25 protein-coding genes and 1 other annotated feature are annotated in these 23,391 nt (G+C 53.7%); of the genes, 19 read left to right on the forward strand and 6 right to left on the reverse strand.

Translation table 11 applies throughout. The features are described from left to right. Positions 1-37 precede the first annotated feature (37 nt). The 17 genes from ftsA (at position 38) to AC3WQH_RS03475 (ending at position 18,016) form a co-directional block, all read left to right on the forward strand. Positions 38-1,291: a cell division protein FtsA gene (gene ftsA / locus AC3WQH_RS03395; protein ID WP_005832964.1), complete on the forward strand. Its 1,254-nt coding sequence runs from the start codon at positions 38-40 to the stop codon at positions 1,289-1,291. A 148-nt stretch (positions 1,292-1,439) separates the two neighbouring features. Continuing rightward, positions 1,440-2,588 (forward strand): cell division protein FtsZ, encoded by a 1,149-nt coding sequence (gene ftsZ / locus AC3WQH_RS03400; protein ID WP_005832962.1) that lies wholly within the window; start codon positions 1,440-1,442, stop codon positions 2,586-2,588. 260 nt (positions 2,589-2,848) lie between these two features. After that, entirely contained in the window at positions 2,849-3,811 is a 963-nt protein-coding gene (gene spoIIGA / locus AC3WQH_RS03405; RefSeq protein ID WP_005832960.1) for a sigma-E processing peptidase SpoIIGA, read from the forward strand. 2 nt (positions 3,812-3,813) lie between these two features. Next, positions 3,814-4,536: an RNA polymerase sporulation sigma factor SigE gene (gene sigE, locus AC3WQH_RS03410; RefSeq protein WP_005832959.1), complete on the forward strand. Its 723-nt coding sequence runs from the start codon at positions 3,814-3,816 to the stop codon at positions 4,534-4,536. Positions 4,537-4,683: 147 nt separating this feature from the next. After that, entirely contained in the window at positions 4,684-5,463 is a 780-nt protein-coding gene (gene sigG / locus AC3WQH_RS03415; RefSeq protein ID WP_005832957.1) for an RNA polymerase sporulation sigma factor SigG, read from the forward strand. 160 nt (positions 5,464-5,623) lie between these two features. Then, entirely contained in the window at positions 5,624-5,908 is a 285-nt protein-coding gene (locus tag AC3WQH_RS03420; protein ID WP_005832955.1) for a YlmC/YmxH family sporulation protein, read from the forward strand. Between the two features lie 75 nt (positions 5,909-5,983). Beyond that, complete coding sequence (gene pgeF / locus AC3WQH_RS03425) at positions 5,984-6,820, forward strand: peptidoglycan editing factor PgeF (protein ID WP_026557383.1); 837 nt, start codon at positions 5,984-5,986, stop codon at positions 6,818-6,820. Between the two features lie 3 nt (positions 6,821-6,823). Beyond that, positions 6,824-7,528 (forward strand): YggS family pyridoxal phosphate-dependent enzyme, encoded by a 705-nt coding sequence (locus AC3WQH_RS03430; protein ID WP_026557382.1) that lies wholly within the window; start codon positions 6,824-6,826, stop codon positions 7,526-7,528. 42 nt (positions 7,529-7,570) lie between these two features. Further along, positions 7,571-7,996, forward strand: coding sequence for a cell division protein SepF (locus tag AC3WQH_RS03435; RefSeq protein WP_005832949.1), 426 nt, complete (start codon positions 7,571-7,573; stop codon positions 7,994-7,996). Positions 7,997-8,025: 29 nt separating this feature from the next. Further along, entirely contained in the window at positions 8,026-8,289 is a 264-nt protein-coding gene (locus AC3WQH_RS03440) for a YggT family protein (RefSeq protein ID WP_005832947.1), read from the forward strand. A 10-nt stretch (positions 8,290-8,299) separates the two neighbouring features. Beyond that, on the forward strand, positions 8,300-9,073 hold the full coding sequence (locus AC3WQH_RS03445) for a YlmH family RNA-binding protein (RefSeq protein WP_007784233.1): 774 nt from the start codon (positions 8,300-8,302) through the stop codon (positions 9,071-9,073). A gap of 99 nt (positions 9,074-9,172) precedes the next feature. Continuing rightward, entirely contained in the window at positions 9,173-9,658 is a 486-nt protein-coding gene (locus AC3WQH_RS03450) for a DivIVA domain-containing protein (protein ID WP_007784235.1), read from the forward strand. Positions 9,659-9,729: 71 nt separating this feature from the next. Continuing rightward, positions 9,730-9,993: a binding site (T-box leader), on the forward strand. 47 nt (positions 9,994-10,040) lie between these two features. Next, complete coding sequence (gene ileS, locus AC3WQH_RS03455) at positions 10,041-12,827, forward strand: isoleucine--tRNA ligase (protein WP_007784237.1); 2,787 nt, start codon at positions 10,041-10,043, stop codon at positions 12,825-12,827. 249 nt (positions 12,828-13,076) lie between these two features. Continuing rightward, complete coding sequence (locus AC3WQH_RS03460; protein ID WP_492331908.1) at positions 13,077-14,159, forward strand: YncE family protein; 1,083 nt, start codon at positions 13,077-13,079, stop codon at positions 14,157-14,159. Positions 14,160-14,724: 565 nt separating this feature from the next. Further along, positions 14,725-15,486 (forward strand): TraR/DksA C4-type zinc finger protein, encoded by a 762-nt coding sequence (locus tag AC3WQH_RS03465; protein ID WP_286086004.1) that lies wholly within the window; start codon positions 14,725-14,727, stop codon positions 15,484-15,486. Then, positions 15,473-16,612, forward strand: coding sequence for a mandelate racemase/muconate lactonizing enzyme family protein (locus AC3WQH_RS03470; RefSeq protein WP_005833433.1), 1,140 nt, complete (start codon positions 15,473-15,475; stop codon positions 16,610-16,612). Before AC3WQH_RS03465 ends, AC3WQH_RS03470 begins: the two co-directional genes overlap by 14 nt. Before the next feature lie 15 nt (positions 16,613-16,627). Next, entirely contained in the window at positions 16,628-18,016 is a 1,389-nt protein-coding gene (locus AC3WQH_RS03475; protein ID WP_007784246.1) for an MFS transporter, read from the forward strand. A 99-nt stretch (positions 18,017-18,115) separates the two neighbouring features. Here AC3WQH_RS03475 and AC3WQH_RS03480 read toward each other — a convergent pair whose 3' ends face one another. Next, the gene (locus AC3WQH_RS03480) at positions 18,116-18,601 is read right to left on the reverse strand and encodes an NUDIX domain-containing protein (RefSeq protein ID WP_005833429.1); all 486 of its coding nucleotides are present in this window, start codon (positions 18,599-18,601) and stop codon (positions 18,116-18,118) included. Positions 18,602-18,622: 21 nt separating this feature from the next. Beyond that, positions 18,623-19,546: an NAD(P)/FAD-dependent oxidoreductase gene (locus AC3WQH_RS03485; RefSeq protein WP_005833428.1), complete on the reverse strand. Its 924-nt coding sequence runs from the start codon at positions 19,544-19,546 to the stop codon at positions 18,623-18,625. Positions 19,547-19,772: 226 nt separating this feature from the next. Between AC3WQH_RS03485 and AC3WQH_RS03490 the strand changes: the two genes are divergently transcribed. Together AC3WQH_RS03490 and AC3WQH_RS03495 are read left to right on the forward strand one after the other, a co-directional pair. Continuing rightward, complete coding sequence (locus AC3WQH_RS03490) at positions 19,773-21,128, forward strand: LCP family protein (protein WP_492331909.1); 1,356 nt, start codon at positions 19,773-19,775, stop codon at positions 21,126-21,128. Between the two features lie 88 nt (positions 21,129-21,216). After that, positions 21,217-21,816: an Hsp20/alpha crystallin family protein gene (locus AC3WQH_RS03495; RefSeq protein WP_005833425.1), complete on the forward strand. Its 600-nt coding sequence runs from the start codon at positions 21,217-21,219 to the stop codon at positions 21,814-21,816. Between the two features lie 114 nt (positions 21,817-21,930). Here the strand turns inward: AC3WQH_RS03495 and AC3WQH_RS03500 are convergent, their stop codons facing one another. From AC3WQH_RS03500 to AC3WQH_RS03515, 4 genes are read right to left on the reverse strand one after another with little or no spacing between them, the layout of a single operon-like run. Continuing rightward, positions 21,931-22,146, reverse strand: coding sequence for a spore germination protein (locus AC3WQH_RS03500; RefSeq protein ID WP_005833423.1), 216 nt, complete (start codon positions 22,144-22,146; stop codon positions 21,931-21,933). Between the two features lie 2 nt (positions 22,147-22,148). After that, entirely contained in the window at positions 22,149-22,541 is a 393-nt protein-coding gene (locus AC3WQH_RS03505) for a spore germination protein GerPE (protein WP_005833421.1), read from the reverse strand. A 14-nt stretch (positions 22,542-22,555) separates the two neighbouring features. Then, the gene (locus AC3WQH_RS03510) at positions 22,556-22,741 is read right to left on the reverse strand and encodes a spore germination protein GerPD (protein WP_122952808.1); all 186 of its coding nucleotides are present in this window, start codon (positions 22,739-22,741) and stop codon (positions 22,556-22,558) included. Between the two features lies 1 nt (position 22,742). Then, positions 22,743-23,357: a spore germination protein GerPC gene (locus tag AC3WQH_RS03515; RefSeq protein WP_005833417.1), complete on the reverse strand. Its 615-nt coding sequence runs from the start codon at positions 23,355-23,357 to the stop codon at positions 22,743-22,745. Positions 23,358-23,391 lie beyond the last annotated feature (34 nt).

The raw sequence follows: 23,391 nt of genomic DNA on the forward strand, positions 1-23,391 counted from the left end.
GCAAGACAAAAGACGTAGCAGGGGAGGTGTCACAGGTTTGGTAAGTAATGAACTCATCGTCAGCCTAGACATTGGAACATCCAAAGTACGCGTCATGATCGGCGAAATCAACAACGGTTCCATCAACATCATCGGCGTCGGACAATCACATTCTGAAGGCATCAAGAAAGGCGTGATTGTTGACATCGACCAAACCGTGCATGCCATCCGGGAAGCGGTTGACCATGCCGAGCGCATGGTTGGCGTTTCAATCGAAGAAGTGTATGTGGGGATCACTGGAAACCATATCGAGTTGCATGAAACCCAAGGGGTTGTCGCTGTATCCAGCGAAGACCGTGAGATACGAGAAGAAGATATCCAACGCGTCATTCAGGCAGCGAAGGTCGTAGCGATTCCACCGGACCGTGAAATCATTGAGGTAGTTCCAAAGGAGTACATCGTAGACGGGCAAGGTAGTATAAAAGACCCGCGGGGCATGATTGGCGTCCGACTGGAAATGGAAGGTACCATTGTGACCGGATTGAAGACGGTTGTACATAACATTGTTCGCTGTGCTCAACGGACCAATTTGCGCGTGGCTGGAATTTTCTTGCAACCGCTTGCGGCTAGCACTGTCGCCCTTTCCAAAGATGACAAAAACATGGGTGTCGTTCTTGTCGACATCGGTGCGGGTTCTACCACGATCGGTGTATTCGAGCAAGGGAAGTTGGCAGCGACCACCGTGATCGGCATCGGTGGCGACCACATTACGAGCGACATTGCATTGGGATTGCGCACACATACGGATGTAGCAGACCGCGTGAAGATAAAAAACGGGTGTGCATTGATCGACGAAGCTTCTGAAGATGTGAAGTTCAAGGTGAACCGGATTGGCAGTGAAGTCGAAAAGCAGTTTACGCAAGTGGATTTGGCCAATATCATTGAGCCGCGCGCTGCAGAAATATTCCAACTGGTCGAGGAGGCCGTCTACAAGCTGGGCTTCCGCGACGAGATTGCAGGTGGCTACGTTCTCACAGGCGGTACCGTAGCGATGCCTGGCATGCTGGAATTGGCAAAAGAAGAATTGGACGCACCTGTTCGCATCGCAATTCCTGATTACATCGGAGTGCGGGATCCTGCCTACACCACAGGGGTAGGTTTGATTCAATATGCCTTGCAGTTGATGGAGCGCCGCAGCGTACGCGTCACCCCCTCATTCAAGGGCACTCAGAAGCAAACCGTTGTGAAGCAGCCGAAAGAAGGCGGCGGTTTAATGGAAAAAGTGAAAAACTGGTTTAGCGAGTTTATTTAGTCGCTTGCCGTAGTTAACACAATGGCGAAAATTGGAACGTTTCGTTCTTCGAAAAACATGGAAGAGAATAACGGGATGTCCCATTCGTTTTGTCAATCGGCTTCTTGGGCCACGAAGTTTTTATGTTGAATTGGGGAGGACTAGCAATATGCTGGAATTTGATATGGACATGGAATCCTTTGCACGAATTAAAGTAATTGGATGCGGCGGCGGCGGAAGCAACGCAGTCAACCGCATGATTGCAGGCGGTTTGAAAGGGGTAGAGTTCATCACCTTGAACACCGATGCCCAGGCGCTCCAATTGTCCAGTGCAGACATCAAACTGCAAATTGGCGAAAAACTGACGCGCGGTCTCGGAGCAGGCGCGAATCCTGAAATCGGAAAAAAAGCAGCGGAAGAAAGCCGCGATATGATTGAAAATGCCCTGCGCGGTGCGGACATGGTGTTCGTTACAGCGGGAATGGGCGGAGGAACGGGTACGGGGGCGGCTCCTGTAGTTGCAGAGATCGCCAAGGAACTGGGCGCTCTCACCGTTGGCGTTGTAACCCGTCCGTTTTCCTTCGAGGGCCGCAAGCGTTCCCAGCACGGTGAAGCCGGAATTGCTGCGCTCAAGGAAAAAGTAGACACGCTGATCGTCATTCCAAACGACCGTTTGCTGGAAATCGTCGATAAAAATACGCCGATGCTGGAAGCATTCCGTGAAGCGGACAACATCCTGCGCCAAGGGGTGCAAGGGATTTCCGACCTGATCGCGGTACCGGGGCTTATCAACCTCGACTTCGCTGACGTGAAAACGATCATGACCGAGCGCGGCTCCGCCCTGATGGGGATCGGCGTAGGCAGCGGGGAAAACCGTGCGGCAGAAGCGGCTCGCCGCGCTATTTCCAGCCCGCTTCTGGAGACGTCCATCGACGGCGCACGCGGTGTCCTGATGAACATCACAGGCGGTACGAATCTGAGCCTGTACGAAGTAAATGAAGCAGCCGACATCGTTTCTTCCGCAGCAGACCCGGATGTCAACATGATTTTCGGTGCGGTCATTAACGAAGACTTGAAAAACGAACTGGTGGTTACGGTGATTGCGACCGGCTTCGAGCAAACGCAGCGCGCGGCAGAAGCGCCTCGTCGCCAGCAACAGCCGATCAGCACGGCCGGCAACCGCCCGACGCCGATTTCCAACGTGAATACGGGTCGTGCGAAGGAAGAAGAGGATGACAAGTCCCTCTTCTCCATGAGCAACCTCGACAACCTCGATATTCCGGCATTTTTGCGCAATCGTCGTCGTAACAAAAAATAGTGTCGCCAAAACGAAAAGCCTTGTTCCCTTACTTGCGGGAACGAGGCTTTTTTGCGTGCGTAGACCAGAAAGTGTTAGACAAAAAATCCAAAAAAACACCGTCAAGAATTGACAGACTTTACATACACATTGATATATACTGCTTTTACTGATAGAAGCCAGTGTACGTAGGCAGCGCAGCACTGGCCGAAAACACACTTGGCAACTCTTGCAGCTCTCGGATTTTCGCCAAGGCGAAACCAGATCGGAGGTGAGAGCAAGTGGTTGTGTATCTTGATATCATTCTACTCCTCAACCTCGCCATTGATACCTTGTTGCTCTGGTTTACGGCGTATTTTCGCAAAGAGCGCGTGGTGTGGTGGAGAATGATCGCGGCCGCCTTGTTCGGGTGCTCGTATCTGGTCTTTTTCTTTTTCCCGGCGTTTTCATCCATGTATCAATGGTCAGTCAAACTGCTCTTTTCCATTCTCATGCTCTGGATTGCATTTGGTAACAGGAGGTTGTTGTCGTTTGCGCAAAACTTAATCATCTTTTACTTTGTCGCTTTTGTCTTTGGAGGCGGGGTATTCGGTCTGCAATATTTTTTGGCCCCGCAAAACGAAATCGTCAACGGATTGGTTGTGACGCACAATGACGGGTTTGGCGTCGGCTTCAAGCCTACGCTCGCGATTGTTGCCGTCGGCTTCACGCTCGTCTTTTTCCTAGGGAAAAAGAGCTACAAGGCGATCCAGGAGCCGCGCAGGATCGAAACGTTTCTCGTCGATGTCGTCGTGACCATAGCCAAGGAGAAAGTCATTTGCCGCGGTTTGGTGGACACAGGCAATCAGCTCCACGAGCCGATTACGCGTCTGCCGGTCATGATTATCGAAAGTCGCATGCTGGCTCATCTGCTTCCGCCGTCGCTTCTCCGACAAACCGATGAAAACGGTGGAGTGTGGGAGAAGCTGGACGGATCCTGGGATGACCTGCCGATCGAATGGCAGTCTCGCGTGCGCCTGATCCCGTATCGGAGCGTGTCGCGGGGAATGGATTTTTTGCTTGCGATCAAGCCAGATCATGTGTTGGTTGTACAGGAAGGGCTTCGTTATGAAACCGAAAAAGTGCTGATCGGGCTGAACCCGATTCCGCTCTCAGCCGACGGGAAGTACCAAGCGATCGTGCATCCTGCCATGATGGAAGCATATACGCAAGAACCTACCTTTATTCTCAAACAGGAGGGCTAATCATGTATGTAAAACTTCGCCTACAACTCCAGTTGACCTGGTACCGTTTCCTGCTGTGGATTGGTGTACGCGCTGAAGAAGTCTATTATATTGGCGGGAGTGAAGCATTGCCTCCACCGTTGACGCGAGAAGAAGAGGAAGTGCTCCTGGGACGCCTGCCATCGGGCGATCCTGCGGTGCGCGGTATGCTGATCGAGCGCAATCTGCGGCTGGTCGTCTACATTGCCCGCAAGTTCGAAAATACGGGGATCAACATTGAGGATTTGGTCAGCATCGGGACGATCGGCTTGATTAAAGCGGTCAACACGTTTGACCCGGAGAAAAACATCAAGCTGGCGACATACGCCTCCCGCTGTATCGAAAACGAGATTTTGATGTATTTGCGCCGCAACAACAAAATCCGCTCCGAGGTGTCTTTTGACGAGCCGCTCAACATCGACTGGGATGGCAACGAGCTGTTGCTGTCGGATGTGCTCGGCACGGAAAACGACACGATCTATAAAAATATCGAGGACCAGGTGGACCGCAAGCTGTTGAAAAAAGCGCTGGATAAGCTGTCCGAGCGGGAGCGGATCATCATGGAGCTGCGCTTCGGCCTGGCAGGCGAAGAGGAGAAGACACAAAAAGACGTGGCCGATCTGCTCGGAATCTCCCAGTCGTATATTTCCCGTTTGGAAAAGCGAATTATAAAACGGTTGCGAAAAGAATTCAACAAAATGGTCTAGCGCATATTTTCCCAGCCTCAGGGGATACTGTTCCTAAACCGTAACAGATGGTGGCTTTTGCCACCTTCTTGGCGGCTACGCGTCAGTACGCGGCCTTTCAAGACAACCGGGTTAGGGACTTTTTTCTTGCTTCGAGGAGGGAAAGACGTGACGCGCAATAAGGTAGAGATATGCGGGGTAGATACTTCCAAGCTTCCGGTGCTGACAAACAAAGAAATGCGTGATTTGTTTGAGCGCCTGCAAAGCGGTGAGCTGGCTGCCCGTGAGAAACTGGTCAACGGCAACCTGCGTCTGGTGTTGAGTGTGATTCAGCGGTTCAACAATCGCGGAGAGTTCGTCGACGATCTGTTTCAAGTAGGCTGCATCGGATTGATGAAAGCGATCGACAACTTTGATCTGGGGCAAAACGTGAAGTTCTCTACGTACGCCGTCCCGATGATTATCGGGGAGATCAGGCGCTATCTGCGCGACAACAACCCGATTCGCGTTTCCCGTTCGCTGCGGGACATCGCCTACAAAGCCCTTCAGGTGCGAGACAACCTGACCAACAAGCATTCGCGAGAGCCCACCATTACCGAGATTTCTCAGGAATTGAACGTCGCCAAGGAGGACGTCGTGTTCGCGCTCGATGCGATTCAGGACCCCGTATCACTCTTTGAGCCGATCTATCAGGATGGGGGAGATCCCATCTACGTCATGGATCAAATCAGCGATGAAAAGAACAAGGATGTCACATGGGTCGAAGAAATCGCCCTCCGCGAAGGGATGCAACGTCTGGGTGATCGGGAAAAAATGATTTTATCCATGCGCTTTTACGAGGGAAAAACCCAGATGGAAGTAGCAGAGGAAATCGGAATTTCGCAGGCACAAGTTTCCCGGCTGGAGAAGGCAGCCATCGCCCATATGCAAAAGCACGTCCAATCGTAATGAGAAACGACATAGGTCCCGACGGTCTTGTACCGTTGGGTTTTTTTATTCCCGCAGGCGCTCCGCCGCAAAGAGCCGCTCTTGTTTTTTCGGGCCGAGGAGGACATATTCTCCCGCTGGTTCATATACTGAAAGTAACGGAGAAAAGTGGGTGAGGAGAATGGTAAAAATCTCTGACTTCCAGACAAAAGAAGTGGTGAACATCCTGGATGGGAAGCGGCTGGGGACGATATCCGATTTGGAGATTGATCTGCGCCACGGACGCGTGGAAGCGATTGTCGTGCCGGGGCCAGGCAAATTCCTCGGGTTCTTTTCCTCCGGGAATGATTACGTCATTCCGTGGCGCAATATTGTGAAGATCGGGAAAGATGTGGTGCTGGTCCGGATGGAGGAGGCACTCAAGGTAGAAGCCAGAACCTCTGGCGGGGATGAATACAGGGAGTAAAGGGAGAAAGGCGGCAGTTAGCCTTTCTTTTCTTTTCGGCTATGGTATGATAAGCCATATGAGGAAGGTGACAGGATGAGAGAACCGTTTGTCTTGGAAGAGGAAAAATCCATTTTGGCGCTGGCGGACTGGCAAGCGCATTTCCCGGGGCTCGTGGCGGGCTTTACGGTTCGCCTTGGCGGGGAAAGCGAGGAACCGTACGGCTCGTTTAATATGGGACTGCACGTGGGAGACGACCCGGCGCATGTGATCGCGAACCGAAAAAAGCTGGCCGAGCATGTCGGGATGCCGTTTGAGGCGTGGACATGCGCCGACCAGGTGCACGGCAACCGCGTCTGTCAGGTGACGGCGGGAGGTGCGGGAAAAGAGAGCCTCGGAGACGTCATTGCCGCAACAGACGGGCTGTTCACGCAGCAAAAGGGAGTCTTGCTGACGTCGTTTTACGCTGATTGCGTTCCGCTTTATTTTCTCGACCCGGCATCAGGAGCGATCGGGCTTGCCCACGCAGGCTGGAAAGGGACGGTCGGGCGTATTGCCGAGGAAATGGTGAAGGCGCTGCAAACGCACTATAAGGCGAAGCCGGGGGACATCCGCGTCGCGATTGGGCCATCCATCGGGGGGTGCTGCTACGAGGTGGATGAACGGATCATGACGCAGGTGCGGACGAGTGCGGAAAACTGGAAGACGGCAGTCTCTGCCTCCACAGAAGGGAAGTACATGCTCGATTTGCGGCAGTTAAATACGGAAATTTTGCGGGAAGCGGGGATTTCCCGGGCAAATATGTTGGTGACGGACTGGTGTACAAGCTGCCGGACAGACTTGTTTTTCTCGCATCGAAAAGAAGCCGGGCCGGGCAAAATGACAGGACGAATGGCTTCGTATATCGGCTGGAAGGAAACAGAAGGGAGATAGGGCATCGTGAAAATCAAGGAGCAGGAAGTGTTGAAAGAAAGATTGGCGGCGATTGAGACGCGCATTCAGGCGGCTTGCGAGAGGGCGAACCGTCGGCGCGAGGAAGTGAAAATCATCGCTGTGACCAAATACGTCGACGAGCAGGCCATCGGTGATTTGCTGGATGTCGGGATCGAGCATATCGGGGAAAACCGGGTGCAGGATGCCTTGCCGAAATACGAGTTGCACAAAGAGAGAGGCATCTGGCATTTTATCGGGCATCTGCAAACGAACAAGGCAAAAGAAGTCGTCGGGCGTTTCCCGTACATTCATTCGCTGGACCGCCTCTCGCTCGCCCAGGAGCTGAATCGCCGAGCCGAGGCGATCGACCAGGTCGTCAACTGCTTTTTGCAGGTCAATATTTCCGGGGAAGAGACAAAATTTGGGCTTAGTCCCAACGATGTATTGGCTTTTTTGCGTGAAACCAGTAATATGAAACATATAAAGATCGTCGGATTAATGACGATGGCGCCTGTTGTCGAAGATCAGGAGGAGGCGCGACCTGTATTTCGCGGACTGTGCGAGTGGAAAGCGCGGATCAATGAATGCGCGTTCCCGCATGCTCACATAGAAGAATTGTCCATGGGCATGTCCAGTGATTTTGAAGTGGCAATTGAAGAGGGAGCTACATATATTCGTCTTGGCTCTGTTTTGGTCAAGCCGGAATAGGGAAGAAACAGACGCGACAACGAGCAGGAGAGGAGGTAGCGTATGGGTGTCATGAACAAATTGATGGGGTTTCTGGGGCTGGATAACGAGGAATACATCGAGGAAACCACGGTAGAAGAGGAACGCGACGAATACGATTCTCACCACAAAAAGCAGCAGCCTGTCAGCCGGGCCAATAACGTAGTGCCGTTCCAAGCGCGGGAAAAGGAGGGAATCCGTTTGATTCTCTGTGAGCCCCGTCATTATAGCGATGCGCAAGACATTGCCGACAACCTTCGTCATCGCAGACCTGTGGTAGTCAATCTGCATCGGGTGGAAAAAGATCAGGCCAAAAGAATTATCGACTTTTTGAGCGGGACGGTTTACGCGCTGAATGGAGACATTCAAAAGGTGGGCGATACGATTTTTGTATGCACCCCGGACCATGTAGATATTCAAGGAACGATCTCCAGCGTTATGGAAGAGTAACGGACTAACACGATAAAAAGGGTGAGCTAATGGCGTACTTGTTTACCATTTTAAATTTTGCTTTTACAGTGTATCAGTACATGATTATTGCCTACATTTTGATGTCATGGGTGCCGCAAATGCGGGCGACTGGCATCGGCCAACTGCTGGAGAGACTGGTAGAGCCTTATCTGGCTCCGTTTCGCCGATTTATTCCCACACTCGGTTTCATTGATATTTCGCCCATCGTCGCTTTGATTGCCCTTCGCTTTGCCCAGTATGGCTTGTTCAGCATTCTGGAAAAACTGCTGTAGGACGAGTGCTATGAGCGTATTCGATCATTTTGCAAAAGAAGAACGTCCCTTTGTGGAACGGGCGCTGGAAATGCTGACGCTGGTAGAGCGTAAGCAGGCCATGCGCCTTACTGATTTTGTGGATCCACGGCAATGGCACATTATGAAAAGCCTTACGTCGCAAGTGCGCGATGTGAAAATTTCCGCGAGCGGCGGCTATGAAGGCGCCGAGCGGGTGCGCGTCCTCATTCATCCGGAGTACATCGAAGTGGAGCCCGAGGACTTCCGGCTTGCCCTGTTGGCAATCAAGGCAGACCAGCGCTTCCACACCCTGGAGCATCGCGATGTGATGGGAGCGCTGCTGCATGCGGGGATGAAGCGGGAAAAGTTCGGCGACATGCTGACGGACGTCGGGACATGCTATGCGATTGTGGCCGAGGAAGTCGCGGATTTTGTCTGCACGCAGGTGACGCAGATTCACCGGACCTCGGTGCAGTTTGAACGCGTGGCGTGGGAGTCGTTTACCCCGCCTGCGACCCGCTTTGCCGAAAAAACGATCACCGTGCCTTCGCCGCGAATTGATGCGGTAATCGGGGAAGTGCACAATATGTCCCGGGCCAAGGCACTGGTGCCGATTCGCGCGGGCAAAGTCAAGGTCAACTGGAAGGTTACGGAAGATCCTTCGACCCAATTGCAGCAAGGCGACATGGTGTCGCTCGCCGGATACGGGCGGTTTAAAATTTTGGAGATAGCCGGCCCGACGCGCAGCGGAAGACTGCGCATGATTGTCGGACTGGTTACATAAAATGAACGAGGGCGCAAAAAAATGTAAAATAAGGCAGGAAACAATGTCGATTCTGTCGAAAACATAAGTACGAATTATCGGGAAAAGTGGGGGGTTCATGTGCCATTAACGCCATTGGATATACACAATAAAGAATTCAGCACAGGCTTTCGCGGCTACAACATTGACGAAGTGAACGAATTTCTCGATCAGGTCATCAAAGACTTTGAACTCCTGATTAAAGAGAAAAAGGAAATGGAAGAACGGATCGCCATTCTCAATGAGCGTGTGGACCACTATAAGAGCCTGGAAGAAAACTTGAGCAAGTCGATTCTCGTCGCCCAGGAGACGGCGGAGGATGTCAAGTCCAATGCCCGCAAGGAAGCGCAACTGATCTTGAAGGAAGCCGAGAAAAACGCGGACCGGATTGTCAACGAAGCCTTGGCGAAGTCTCGCAAAATTGCGATTGAAATCGAAGAATTGAAAAAACGCGCGTCCGTTTACCGCATGCGCTTCCGCACGCTGCTGGAGGCCCAACTGGAAATGCTGGAGCACGGAGCATGGGACGACATCGAGCAGGCGGATTCTGCGGTAGTTGTTGAATAAAACATTGACGTTGTGCCGATGATGGTACTATAATGAAAAACAACTTTTTCGAAAACATTAATCCATATCACGACAAGACGATGAACGGGAAGAGTACGCGGAAACAGCACTGTCAAAGAGAGTCGGGAACAGGTGAAAGCCCGACCAGTCGCCTCTGCTGAAAATCACCCGGGAGTTCAAAATCCGAAAGCTTGGCCGCACGTTGTTGAGGCAGGCAAGTAAGTGAGCGCGTCATTCCCGTTACGAATGAACGAGTGGAACGAATCCCTCTGCATGTTTGCCGACGGGTTTGTTCAATCAGGGTGGTACCACGGGAGCCTTCTCTCGTCCCTTTTTTGGGATGAAGGAAGGCTTTTATTTATTTTTAGGAGTGAAGCAGGCTATGGACTACAGCAAAACCTTATCGCTACCGAAAACCGATTTCCCGATGCGCGGCAACTTGCCGACACGCGAGCCGCAAATCCAGGAGAAGTGGGAAGAGCAAAACATTTATCAACAAGTGCTGGCCCGCACGGAAGGACGCCCTTCGTTCGTTTTGCATGATGGCCCTCCTTATGCGAACGGAGACATCCACATCGGGCACGCGCTGAATAAAATTCTCAAGGACTTCATCGTTCGCTACAAGTCCATGGCAGGTTTCTACGCGCCGTACATCCCGGGCTGGGATACGCACGGCTTGCCGATTGAGCAGGCGATTGTCAACGCTCAAGGACTGGATCGCCGCAACATCGAGGTCAACGACTTCCGCAAGCGTTGCGAAGAGTACGCCTGGTCCTACATCGACAAGCAGCGCGATCAGTTCAAGCGACTGGGTGTTCGCGGCGACTGGGAAAATCCGTATGTCACGCTTTTGCCTGAGTACGAAGCCAACCAAATTCGCGTGTTCGGCGAGATGGCGAAAAAAGGCTACATTTACAAAGGACTTCGCTGTGTCTACTGGTCTCCGTCTTCCGAGACGGCACTGGCTGATGCGGAAATCGAATACAAAGACAAGCGTTCTCCTTCCATCTACGTAAGCTTCCAGGTCGTAGATGGCAAAGGCAAGCTGGATACCGAAACAGGTGTTGTCATCTGGACGACCACACCGTGGACGATCCCGGCAAACCTGGCGATCTCGCTTCATCCTGAACTGGAGTACAGCGTCGTCAAAGCCGATGGCCGCAAATTCCTCGTGGCAAACGGCCTGATCGAAGCAGCCAGCAAGGAAATCGGCTGGGAAAACGTAGAAGTTCTCGCCAGCTTCAAAGGACAGGAGCTGGAGGGCGTAGTGACGAAGCATCCAATCTACGACCGTCCATCGCCGCTGATTTTGGGCGAGCACGTGACACTGGATGCCGGTACAGGCTGCGTGCATACCGCTCCTGGACACGGGGAAGACGACTTCGCTGTCGGACAAAAATACAATCTCGGCGTGCTTTGCCCGGTTGACCATGAAGGAAAAATGACCAGTGAAGCTCCTGGTTTTGAAGGTCTTTTCTACGAAGATGCCAACAAGGCGGTCACCGAGAAGCTGAAAGAAAACGGAGCGCTCCTGAAGCTTAACTTCTTCACGCACTCCTACCCGCACGACTGGCGGACGAAAAAGCCGGTGATTTACCGCGCGACCGAGCAATGGTTCGCTTCCATCGACGGCTTTCGCGAGCAAATGCTCGAAGCGATCAAAAACGTGAAATGGATTCCGCATTGGGGAGAAACCCGTCTCGCAAACATGATCGCCGACCGCGGCGACTGGTGCATTTCCCGCCAGCGCGTCTGGGGCGTTCCGATTCCGATTTTTTATTGCAAATCGTGCAATGAGCCGATCATCAACGACACGACGATCAACCACATTGCCGAGCTGTTCCGCAAAGAAGGCTCCGCTGTCTGGTTTGCCCGCGAAGCAAACGAGCTGATTCCGCAAGGGCTTGCTTGCAGCAAGTGCGACTGCAAAGATTTCCGCAAAGAAACAGACATCATGGACGTATGGTTCGACTCCGGTTCTTCCCACCAGGCGGTTCTGCGCGAGCGCGGCCTCGCCTGGCCGGCTGACATGTACCTGGAAGGCTCCGACCAATATCGCGGCTGGTTCAACTCTTCGCTGTCCACAGGCGTTGCCGTCTATGGCACGGCACCGTACAAGGCGGTACTGAGCCACGGCTTTGCTCTCGACGGAGAAGGACGCAAAATGTCCAAGTCGCTCGGCAACGTGGTTGTGCCGCAGCAAGTCATCGACAAGCTGGGCGCCGACATCCTGCGCTTGTGGGTAGCTTCTGTCGATTACCAGGCAGACGTGCGCATTTCCGATGCGATCCTGAACCAGATCGCCGAGGTGTACCGCAAAATCCGCAACACGTTCCGCTTCCTGCTGGGCAACCTCGATGGATTTGACCCGGCGAAAGACCGCGTAGCGTATGAGCAACTGGGCGAGCTGGACCGTTATGTCTTGGCAAAAGCTGCGAAGGTCGTCAAGCGCTCCCGCAAGGCGTATGACGAATACCAGTTCCATACCGTTTTCCACGCGGTGCACAACTTCTGCGTGATCGACCTGTCTGCTTTCTACCTGGACATCTGCAAAGACCGTCTGTACGTCGAAGCGCCTGACAGCGTAAAACGCCGCGCTGCCCAAACGGTCATGTACGATTGCCTGCTCAGCCTGGTGAAGCTGGTAGCGCCGATTTTGCCGCATACCGCCGACGAGGTATGGTCCTTCATCCCGGGCGTGACCGAGCCAAGCGTGCAGTTGACCGACATGCCGGAAGGCGACGAGCAGCACCTGAGCTTCTCTGCCGAAGCGGAAAGCAAATGGGACGCGTTCCTCGCTGTCCGCGACGAGGTGCTCAAAGCGATGGAAGAAGCGCGCCGCAACAAAGTATTCGGCAACTCCGTCGACGCGAAGCTGGCGCTCTATCCGCAAACAGAGGAAGCAGCAAAAGCATTGGCGGCCATGGACGATCTGGCCGACCTGTTCATCGTCGCTCATGTCGACCTGCACGCCCAAGGCGAAGCCGCTCCGGCAGAAGCTGCCCAACTCGAAGGCATCGCGGTTGTCGTCTCCGCGGCTGACGGCCAAAAATGCGAACGCTGCCGCGTCGTGAAGCAGGACGTAGGCGCCCGCGAAGCGCATCCATCTATCTGCGTGCGCTGCGCAGATATCGTGGAGCAGCATTATGCGCATGTAGCTGAATCGTAATTTCAGATGTTTTTTCAGGACCTGTCATTCCTAAAGGGATGGCAGGTTTTTTCGGTCCCATCTATGGTCGAACTATGGTCGAAGATTTTGGTGCAAATTATTAACAAAATTGCAAAATATTAATTTACGATAAAGTAAATGACTATGTCATAATAACCACAAATGGGTTTAGTTGGTAATTTTTTCTGTCAATGGACCGAGGCAGCTTTGTTTCGGTCCGTTTTTCCGTATGATTGGAGGGGGATCCGTATGAAAAAGTACTTGGTGTTTCTTCTGGTAATCATCCTTTTGTCAACGGCTTGTCAGACGGTGAATGAATTACCTGTAAAAAAGGAAACACCGCATTTGGCCGTTATCAAAGAGAGGGGGAAAGCCAATGTCGTCATCTTGAATAAAGACTACAAGGTCGTAGGGGAAAAGAAAATCGGCGAATTTCTGATTGATGGGCAGGTGGATGGGCAGACCTTGTACGCGATTGACTGTGGAATTGAGCCGGCGTTGAAAAACTTGTATGCCATAAACGTCCATGATCTCTCGTATCAAACGCTAACCTTGCCCTACATTCCCCAGAAAATATTTATTCATGATCGGGTAGCCTATATCGCTTCCTCTTCGGTCCAACAATCTGGCTTTCCGCTTATGCTTGTCGATTTGGAATCTTTTTCGCTGATTGACACGTTTACCGTTCCCGGCGCTGTCAGTTCCTTCATCCCCGAAGCGAATGGAGTCACGATGCATGTCAATGCGGGAGGACCGAACAAATTTGGCCCGTATGCCAAAAAAGTTCGCGTGGGGAAAGGGACAGCCGGAAAATACGAAATACTGGAAACGAAAGACATGCCGCAAGAGCTTCCGCCTACCAATGTCATTTCGTATCCGGAAAAAAATATCGCGGTCTATGCGGGATTCGCCAAAGGGCCAAAGCCGAGATGGGTAAAGCAGCCAGAAGCCTATACAAGTAAAATAAAAGTGTTGGACAAAAAGAATGATTCCGTTTTACAGGAAATCGATCTGGAAGAGTCGTTCCCGCAGCAGATTGTGCGCAAGGACGATCTTGCTTTTATCAATCATTATACGGATTTGGATATGAGCGGGGAGATGATTTCCGTCTACGACTTGAAAACAATGAAGCTGATAACCAAGATTCGCTCGGAAACCCCGTCTTCCATTGCCCTGGCTGGCTCCCATCTTCTTGTTGCGAATTTTGTGCCGGGAACGGTAAGCGTGATTGATACGCAGGAGCGAAAGCAAATACAGCAAGTGGACGTTGGCGAGTGGCCGACAAAAGTGCTGGTTGTTCCAGACTCAAGCAATCCCATACCGAAAGAATAATGAAACGGCCCTTCACTAACAGGGCTGTTTTTTGCTGCGCGGTTTTTCCGTTGCATAAGCAAATTTTTTAAGCCTCGCCGAACAACTACAAGCCCCTGACGAGGAAAGAGGAGAAATCCGCGAAAGCTCTTTGGGGTCCCGACCGAGGCGGAGTGGAAAAAACGAAACACGCTTTTAAGCGTCCACGCTGAGAAGCATCCTGAGTCAACCACTTTGGACGCGGTTTCGTTTTTTCCACGGAGCCGGGCAGCAAAGCTTCCTGCAGGGGCCCCAAGAAGCTACAGCGATTTCTCCTCTTTCCTCGCCTCCAGGGAAGCAACGATTAAGAAGCTTTTAAAAAAGAAAACCGAGCGAACACCAAAAGCTGCTATACCTGACAAAACAGCAACGAACAATCCGCAAGCCGAGGTTGACAAGTAAGCTTGACGGAGCCAGGGTCTTGCAGAGCACGAGAACCGAACGAACAAGCCACACCCATACCCTTCCCCAATCACTTCAAACGGTTATTTCCCGCCTGCAAAGCCATACTACCAGTTGAGGAAACCAAACAAAGGTGGTGGCCGACGTGGACCCAAAAATGCTGGCCAGCTTCAGGGAAAAGCTGCTTGCGCAGAAAAAAGAACTCGAAGACCGCGTACAGGATCATTACGGCATGCGAGAGCCGATGACGACCTCCTTGCAGGAATTTTCCATGTACGATAACCATCCGGCCGACATCGGCAGCGAGCTGTTTGAACGGGAAAAAGACCTCGCCCTCGACAGCCTCGACCGCGAGACATTAAAAGAAATCGAACAGGCGCTGACCCGCATGGAAGAAGGGACATACGGGCTGTGCACCGTCTGTGGCGAGCCGATTCCTGCCGAGCGACTCGAAGCCTTGCCCCAGGCGCAGACGTGCAAGGAACACGCGCCTGCGCCCCATGTGAACGAATCCCGGCCGATCGAGGAAGAGTTTTTGCAGCCCCCGTTTGGCCGCACGTCGCTCGACGAAAAAGAAGGGCAAAACGGCTTCGACGGGGAAGACGCCTGGCAGATCGTCGAGTCGTGGGGCACATCCAGCACGCCGTTCTCCTTCCAGGACAGCGATAAAGCCGACTATGGCGAAATGTACATCGAAAGCGACGAGCCGGATGGGTACGTCGAAGCCGTAGAAGAAATCGGCTACACCGATATCGACGGCTACCATGGTCCCGACAGCGTGCACTTCATGCGCAGTGCAACATACGAAGACTACATGCACAAAGGCGAAGGAAAAGGCAACTTCCTCCCCTACGACGAGTATGAGTCGCAAAACGAACCGCGCGAGGGGCGCGATGGCGTGGAATGACCGCAGTCTGCTGATCGAACGCGTCGAGACTTATCCGCTGTTGCACCGCTTGACGCAAGCCTACGGGGACGCCAACGGGTACAAGCGCTACCGCAGCACGTACCTCATCCGCATCATCACGCAAGCCGGGATCGATGGCTGGGGCGAAATTGTCGATTGGCTGCCCACCCTGGACCGCGGGTTTCGCGAGCGGATCGTCCCTTTTTTGCTCGGCAAGCATGCGTCCAGCCGGACACAGATCGCAGCGATCGTCAACAAATGGCACCAGCGATCGGCAGCAGGGGTCAGCATGGCGTTGACAGAGATCGTCGCCAAGGCAGCGGGGATGTCGGTCTGCCAGCTATGGGGCGGGGCGCTCCACCGGACCATTCCCGTCTACGCATCCTTTCAGTCGTATGCGGAGCGCGAGGACTGGATGACGCACTCGCTCAACCAGGTGGCAGCCGCTCTCGCAGCAGGATTCACCAGGTTCAAGGTAAAAATCGGCGGCCGCTCCGTTCGAGAAGATCAGGCGCACATTGTTCAGTTGATGGACATGCTCTCGCCGGAGGTACAGGTGGCGCTTGACGCCAACCAAAGCTACGATCTGGCGACCACCAGACAGTGGACGCGCATAATCGAGCGCTATCCGAACTGGCTGTGGCTGGAAGAGCCGATGCCGATGGAGCGCACGGAAGAATACGCCAAGCTGCGTGCCGCATTGCCCATTCCGCTTGCGGGCGGGGAAAACCTGGTCCGCTGTGCGCAGTTTTTGCCGCTATTCAAAGCGGGGGCGCTCGATATCGCACAGCCGGATTTGCTGCACACAGAAGGGATCGAGAGCTACCGGACCCATCTGCAAATGGCGCGGGAATTTGGCTATCGCGTGTCGCCGCATTCGTTTGATGGCGGGCTGGCTCGGCTGTACACGCTGTTCGCGCAAGCATGCTTGCCTGCCTGGAGCAAAATGGACAGCGAACAGATCGAGCCAGTCGAGTGGGATGTCATGGAAAATCCGTTCACACACCTCTTTCCGCTGTACCCAGTCAACGGTGAAGTAGCCATCCCGAGCGGAGTGGGGATCGGCATGGAGCCGAATTGGGAGATTATCAACGCCACGCGCTGGGATGGCAGCGCATATGCGTGAGACGAGGAGTTTCGTATGGCGCAAAATGCGAAAAACCTGATTGGGCTGACAGGGATTCCGTTAGTCATGGTGCTTGGCAACTCGATGCTCATTCCCGTCCTGCCCACGATGAAAAACAAGATGGAGCTGACTTCGCTCCAGACCAGTCTGTTGATTACGGCTTTTTCCATTGCCGCCGGAATCGTGATTCCGCTGGCTGGATACTTGTCTGACCGTTTTGGCCGCAAAATCGTCATCCTGATCTCGCTCGCCCTGTACGGGACGGGCGGGCTGTTGGCGGGGCTTGCGGCACTCTGGCTCGATCAGCCGTACATGCTCATCATGGGCGGGCGCGTCCTGCAAGGGATCGGCGCAGCCGGGACAGCGCCGATTGCCATGGCGCTGGTCGGCGATCTGTTCGAGGGAGCGTCAGAGAGCAAAGCGCTCGGCCTGATGGAGACATCGAACGGGATGGGCAAAGTGCTCAGTCCCATTTTCGGGGCGCTGCTTGCGCTCATTTCCTGGTACATGGTCTTTCTCGCTTTCCCGATCATTTGCGGCGTCGTCCTTGTGCTGTTCCTGTTTTTGACCAAGGAAAAGAAGCAGGAGCGGCAGCCGCTTCCGGTCAAGCAGTATTTGCACAGAATCGCACAGGTGTTTAAGCAGCACGGCAAATGGCTCGTTCCCGCGTTTTTTATCGGCAGCATCTGCCTGTTCACGCTGTTTGGCGTTCTGTTCTACCTGTCTGATCTGCTGGAGGAAAAATACAAGATCGACGGCGTCATCAAAGGCGGATTTTTGGCGATTCCGCTGCTCGTCATGAGCATCGCTGCCTATGTGACAGGGCTGATTATCAAAAAGAAGCTAGGCCTGATGCGCCTGTTTGTGATCGTCGGGATGTTTCTGCTCGCGGCGTCGTACGTTCTCGCCAGCTTTGTAAAAGGCGCCTATGCGCTGATCGGCATTCTCATCATCGGCAGCATCGGTACAGGCATGATTTTGCCTTGCCTGAACTCGATGATTGTAGGAGCGGTGCAAAAAGCGGAGCGGGGCATGATTACGTCTTTGTACAGCGGCGTCCGCTTTATCGGCGTGGCTGTCGGGCCGCCGATTTTCACCTGGCTGCTCGGCATCTCCCGGACGGTCATGTTTTTCTCGATTGCCGGCTTGTCGCTTGTCTTCGCGATTTTGGCCATTTTTTTCTTGAAGCCGAAGCAGGCCGAACAAGGCGGGCAAAACCAGGAGCAGGATGCTGCCAAAGAGCGCGAAACGAAGGCGTGGCGGCAAGTGTCAGAGGTGCTCGGGATCGAGCCGGGGACGCAGCAGGAAAAGCGGCGGGCGCGGGCGATCGAGAAGTACGGCTTCGATGTGAACGACTTGTTTGCACGTATCTTGTCCGGGAAAAAAGAAAAGGAAAAAAACTGAAACAGGCAGCCCTGCGCAGCTCTCCCTCAGGAAAATGGGGATCGAAGCAGCAGCAGGGACGTGCCTGTTTGTTTGTGTGAACAGCTTATGCGCTTATGGTCAGGAGCGGACAGATGGGGCAGCAAACGGATGCAGCAACGCTCTTTCCAGCGTCAGAGGATAGACATCGTCGCGCAAAATGCGGCTGAACTGCCCGTCGCTTTTGATATCACGCGGAATGGTGTCGAAGAGGACTGTTTCCGTCACGTCAGAGCCAGAAGGCGTCGCAGCGTATGTAAGCACTTTTGCGATGTAGATGTCTTTTCGCTGTCCGCCGGCAAGCGTGTACTGGCCGATTCGCTCAATGCCTTCCAGCACAGCTCCCGTCTCTTCGTACACTTCCCGGACGGCAGCGGCGAGACTGCTTTCGCCAGGCTCGATTTTTCCTCCGGGCAGCTCTACGCCCCGGCTGCGGTGGCGGGTAAACAGCAGCTTTCCGTCATAAAAAGGGAGAATGAGCACGTGGCCTGCCGGATGAAGGCGATATTCGTCGGGGTCAAAGGTCAACTGCACAGGCAAACCGAAATCATCTGAAAAAGCGTACAAGAACAGCTCTCCTTTCTACGATCAGAACGGGGTAGATGAGCGATATTGCATGGAAATATGCTTGACTGCTTTCATCGCTTGCCCGACAGCGAGGGACAGGCTGGCATAGGCGGCTCCATTGGTGGCGTCACCCGTGCCGTAAATCCACGAATCGTCCGCGCGCTGAAATTCATCTGTTTTCAAATACCCTTCGCCAAACGTGGCAAGGCCGCCCAGCCCTGCGCAGTTGCCATGGACGCCGATGCGCGGCAAAATCCAGTCGACGGCCAGCGTTGGCGGATTTTCAGGCCGTCGCGAGGCCAGCGTCAAGCACAGCCGCTCTCCTTCGTCCTGGTAGCCTGTTACTTCCGTCTCCCACAGCAAAGACAAATTGGGCAGCCCCGCGATTTTGCGCAGCCACTCGGGGCGGGCGCGCAGATGGTTGCTGCGGATCAGCAAGTAGACATGGCGCGCATGCCTGGCGAGATTGACGGCGCTTTCCAGCGCGCGATCCCCTCCGCCGATGACGGCAAGCGCCAGCCCTGCGACCGATGTAGCTTCCGCTGTAGAGGAAAAAGCGGGGGGCAGGACGCGCTTGCAGCCGTTGAGGGCCGGGATCTCATTGGGGGTAACGCCCGTAGCGATAAGCAGATAGTCGACGCGATAGGCAGTCTTGGAGGTCGTCACGATGTGCGCATCGCGGTCAATGGCTAACAGCTCTTCTCCCAGCCGGACATTCAGGTTTTGGATGGTAGGATGCTGGTACAACTCGTCGAGAAGCGAAGCGCCCCGAGGGTACACCCGCGGAGGAAAATCCCAGATTTCATTGTGAATCTGGTGCAATTGCCCTCCGAGCCGATCCGATTTTTCCACCAGCAAGCAAGACAACCCCAATCGTTGGCACCAAATAGCGGCAGACAAACCCGCGATGCCGCCGCCTGCGATCAGCACCTGTACGTGTTCCACTCTCCAGTCCCCCGATCTTTTCTGTTTCCGATTTCCCAATAGTTTTAGACTACCTGTTTCGTTTCCGGAGTGCAAGGACTCACCGCCAAAACGACAAAACAGGTGCGTGGCCTTGACCGTCACCTACAATTTGACAGCAAAATGTGGTAAAATGGGACATGGTTTTCCAGAATAATAGAAAAATTGAACGGAAATGTTGGCACCATGGGAAAAGGAGTGAACCTGCGTGCAGGCCAAGAACGAAAAACAAGTGGCTCCTGTGAAGACGCCGCGGAAACGAAAAAAACGCGGACAGCGATCCAAGCGGATGTATCTGCTTCTGGCTGCGTGCCTGTTCCTCTGTTTGCTTGCGGTCGGGGCGGGGTATGCCTTGAACCAGGTGGACAAAACATTGGAGGACGTGACGAAAAACCCGTACAAGCTTCCCGATCAGCCAGTCGTGGAGCAGCCGTATGAGGAACAGAAATCCATTTCCTTTGTCATCGTCGGATTGGACACGCGCGCCAACATCGGGATGCTGAACACCGATGTGCTGGTCATCGCTGTCGCTAACCCTGTCACGAAAAAGGTAACGATGGTGTCGCTGCCCCGTGACACGCGGGTCCAAATTCCTGGCGAGCCAGGCTATCACAAGATTAACGAAGTTTTTTCGATTGGCGAAGGGAAAAAGAAATTGGCGGAGAGCAAAGGACAGCCTGTCACGGAAAATGGCATGACGGTGCTGAAAAAGACGCTGGAGCACATGCTCGGTGTCTCGGTCAATCACTACGTCCAGCTCGACTTCGAAGGTTTTACCGCTGTGGTCGACAAGCTCGGCGGCGTCAAGGTAGACGTGGACCGCGACCTGGTGTACGAGCTGCCCAAGCAGGGCGTCTACCGCAGCTTGAAAAAAGGCACGCAAGTATTGAACGGCGAGCAGGCGCTTGGCTTCGTCAGACACCGGATCGACAGACGCGGCAGCGCCTACAACTCCAGCGACTTCGACCGCAACCGCCGCCAGCAGCAGGTCATTCGCGCTGTCGCGGACAAAATGGTTTCGATGGACGGAATTACCCACTTGACGGAGGTAATGGCGACCGTCGGCAAGCATATCAAAACCGATCTGTCCAAAGACCAGATCAAAGGGCTGGCCATGGACTTTGGCAGCATCTCTTCCGACAATATCGTCTCGTTGGAAAACGGCGCGATCTGGAGCTTTCCGTACTCTCTGTGGCCGAAGGAGAACATGCAGGCGGTCCGCAGCACGCTGCAGAAAGAGCTGGGAGTGGCAGAAGCCAGCGACAAGCTCAGCGATGCGGCGGTAGCGGAAATAGCCAAAGTCGAGATGAAAACAGAGACCAGACCGCAAACTACGAAGCCGTCGACCTCTTCGCAATCGGAAGTAGCGAAGCCGCAGCCGCAGAAGCCGTCGACTCCGGCGCCAAAACCGCAGCCGAAGCCAGAGACGCCAGCAGAGCCGACACCTGTGCCGGGTGGAGAAGCAGGCCAGGACAGCGAGTCGTATCCGAGCGACATGCCGCCGCCTGATATTCTCGCGCCGCCAGCTCCTGCGCCAGATGGCGGGGGCAGTGGGCAAACGTAACGATTTTTTTGCACCCTCCGCAAAGCCGGGCACATATACTGCCAGGGAGCGGAAGCGCTGCCCGCTTTCGGGAAGGGGGCGATGTTCTTTGAAAAATTGGCAGGAGACGATGAAGCAACTGCAAAAGGCATCGCAAAGCCTGGCAAAGCTGAACCTGGACAAAGACCATCCGTGGGGGGCCTTGCGCCAGATGAACCAGATCATGGATGCGAATTTTTGGGAAAACATTGCGGCGCTCAGCCAAAAATCGCCGAACCAGTCGCCGAGCACGGCCGCGAAAGTCGTGCCGACCATCCAAAAAAACCGGAAAAAGCCAGCAACGGATAGGCCGCTGCGGGTGGTGCAGGTCGAAGAAACCGAGGGCTACCCGCCGACGGATGTGTTCCTGGCGGAGCAGTCCGTGATCGTATGCTGCGAGCTGCCGGGCTTTGCGCGCGACAGCCTGGAGCTTTCGCTTGTCGAACAAAAAGTGCTCGAAATCAAAGGGCTGGTCAAGGAGCCGGACTACAAAGGCTCATGCGTGCAGGCGGAGAGAAGCTACGGTTCGTTTCACCGCAAGATCGAACTGCCTGCTCCGGTGATCGCCAAAGGGATGAGAGCCCAGTACCAGGATGGCTTGCTGGAAATTTATTTGCAGCGCGATGCCGATTACCGCGAACGAAAAACAACATTCAAGGCGAAGCTGTAGAGGAGGGACTTTTCGGCCCTCCTCTTTTCCTTTTCCCGCAACTTGCAAGGGACGGGGGAGCATGTCCGCGCCCAAACAAAAACAGTGCTAATGTAAGCCATTAACACTGTCCGTTCATATATTGCCAACCAGCGGCTGATCGACGATGCTCGGATCGAGCGTATTGGTTGCGTTGGCGCCGTTGATCGTGTTCACGACGTTGCCCGTATTGCCGCCACCGGAACCGGAGAAAGTCTTGGATGCGGTTTTGGGCGAGATGTTCAAGGTGTCCCCGAAGTTGACAGTCCCGGAGTTGCTGTTGATGTTGACCGCTCCGACCACGGAAGGCACGGCTAGCTCCTCCTCTCGCGCTTGGGCTCGTCGCGAAGCAGGTGGCGGATGGTTTTCACGCGAGTCTCCAAGGTCAGGCAGTCGGTTGAGCCGATATGGATCAGCGACGATGCCGCAGTAAACGGTACGTCGACCTTTTTGACGTGAATGCGGGGACAGTCGTGAAACGTATCGAGGCAAATCGGCTCGGCAGGGCAAGGAGCGGGTAACGGCACGGAAAAAACAGCGTAATCGGCAAATTCAAATTCGTGCTGGTAAAAAATCGCTTTTTCCCGTTGGACCGCCAAAATGTTGGAGCGGGCGTTGACTTCCTTCGAGTCCCCGATCTGCAAGACAGAGGAGGAGTCGATGGAAATGCTGTTCAGCTTCTTGACATGGCTCGTTCTGCGGTGCATCAATAGGAACCTCCTCAAGGTGGAGTGAGCGCCGTATCAACCGGAATCGCTCCGAGAATCATCGACTCGGGTGGCGTTTCGTAGGACGAGAGCAGCGTGACCGTTGTCGTGTCGCCGATAAACAGGGAGGCGGACGACGACAGGGCATCGATCGAAACGCTGCGCACGCAAATGTCGCTGTTTATCACTTGGTAGATCATATCAGGGTTCGTTCACCTCGCGCGGGAGATTTTTGACAAAGCCTTCACACGTTTTTTCGATATCGCGCTTGACCTTCTGGACGATTTTTCCCGCCCAGACGTCGATCTGTTCAGGCTCCCATTCATCGGTCTGAAGCTGATTGACATAATAACGGATGCGTTGGTCGATCTGCTTCTTGATATCCTCCAAAATAAAATCGCGATAGTCGTCATTGAGCGGATAACCGCACTCTTCCTCGATTCGTTCCAGCACATGGTAGGCGTCCGCTTTCAGGTAACGGTAAATTTCTTTTTGCACTCGTTCGAACAAAGGTGTGTTCTTTTTCTCCCCGTTTGGCACATCCATGCTCTGGTTAATGGAAAAATCGCCGATGCCGGAATCGTTGCTCTTTGGATTAAGCCCGATGTTGAGCGTTCCTTCCAACCGTTCGACTTTCAGCAGATCAAATTTGTATTCGTTTTTGATGACGGAAGGAACCTGCTTTTCCTTTAACTCTTTGACATCCTGTTGCAGTTCTTCTATCATTTGCTTCATTTTTTCCATTTTTTTGTTCTGCGTTTGTATATAGTCATGTAACTGTTGCAAATACTGCATCATTTCGGGACCCATGTACATGACGATCATCCTTCTTCATCAAACGTAAAGCCGG

The organism is Brevibacillus sp. FW301-21C12A (assembly GCF_058788915.1).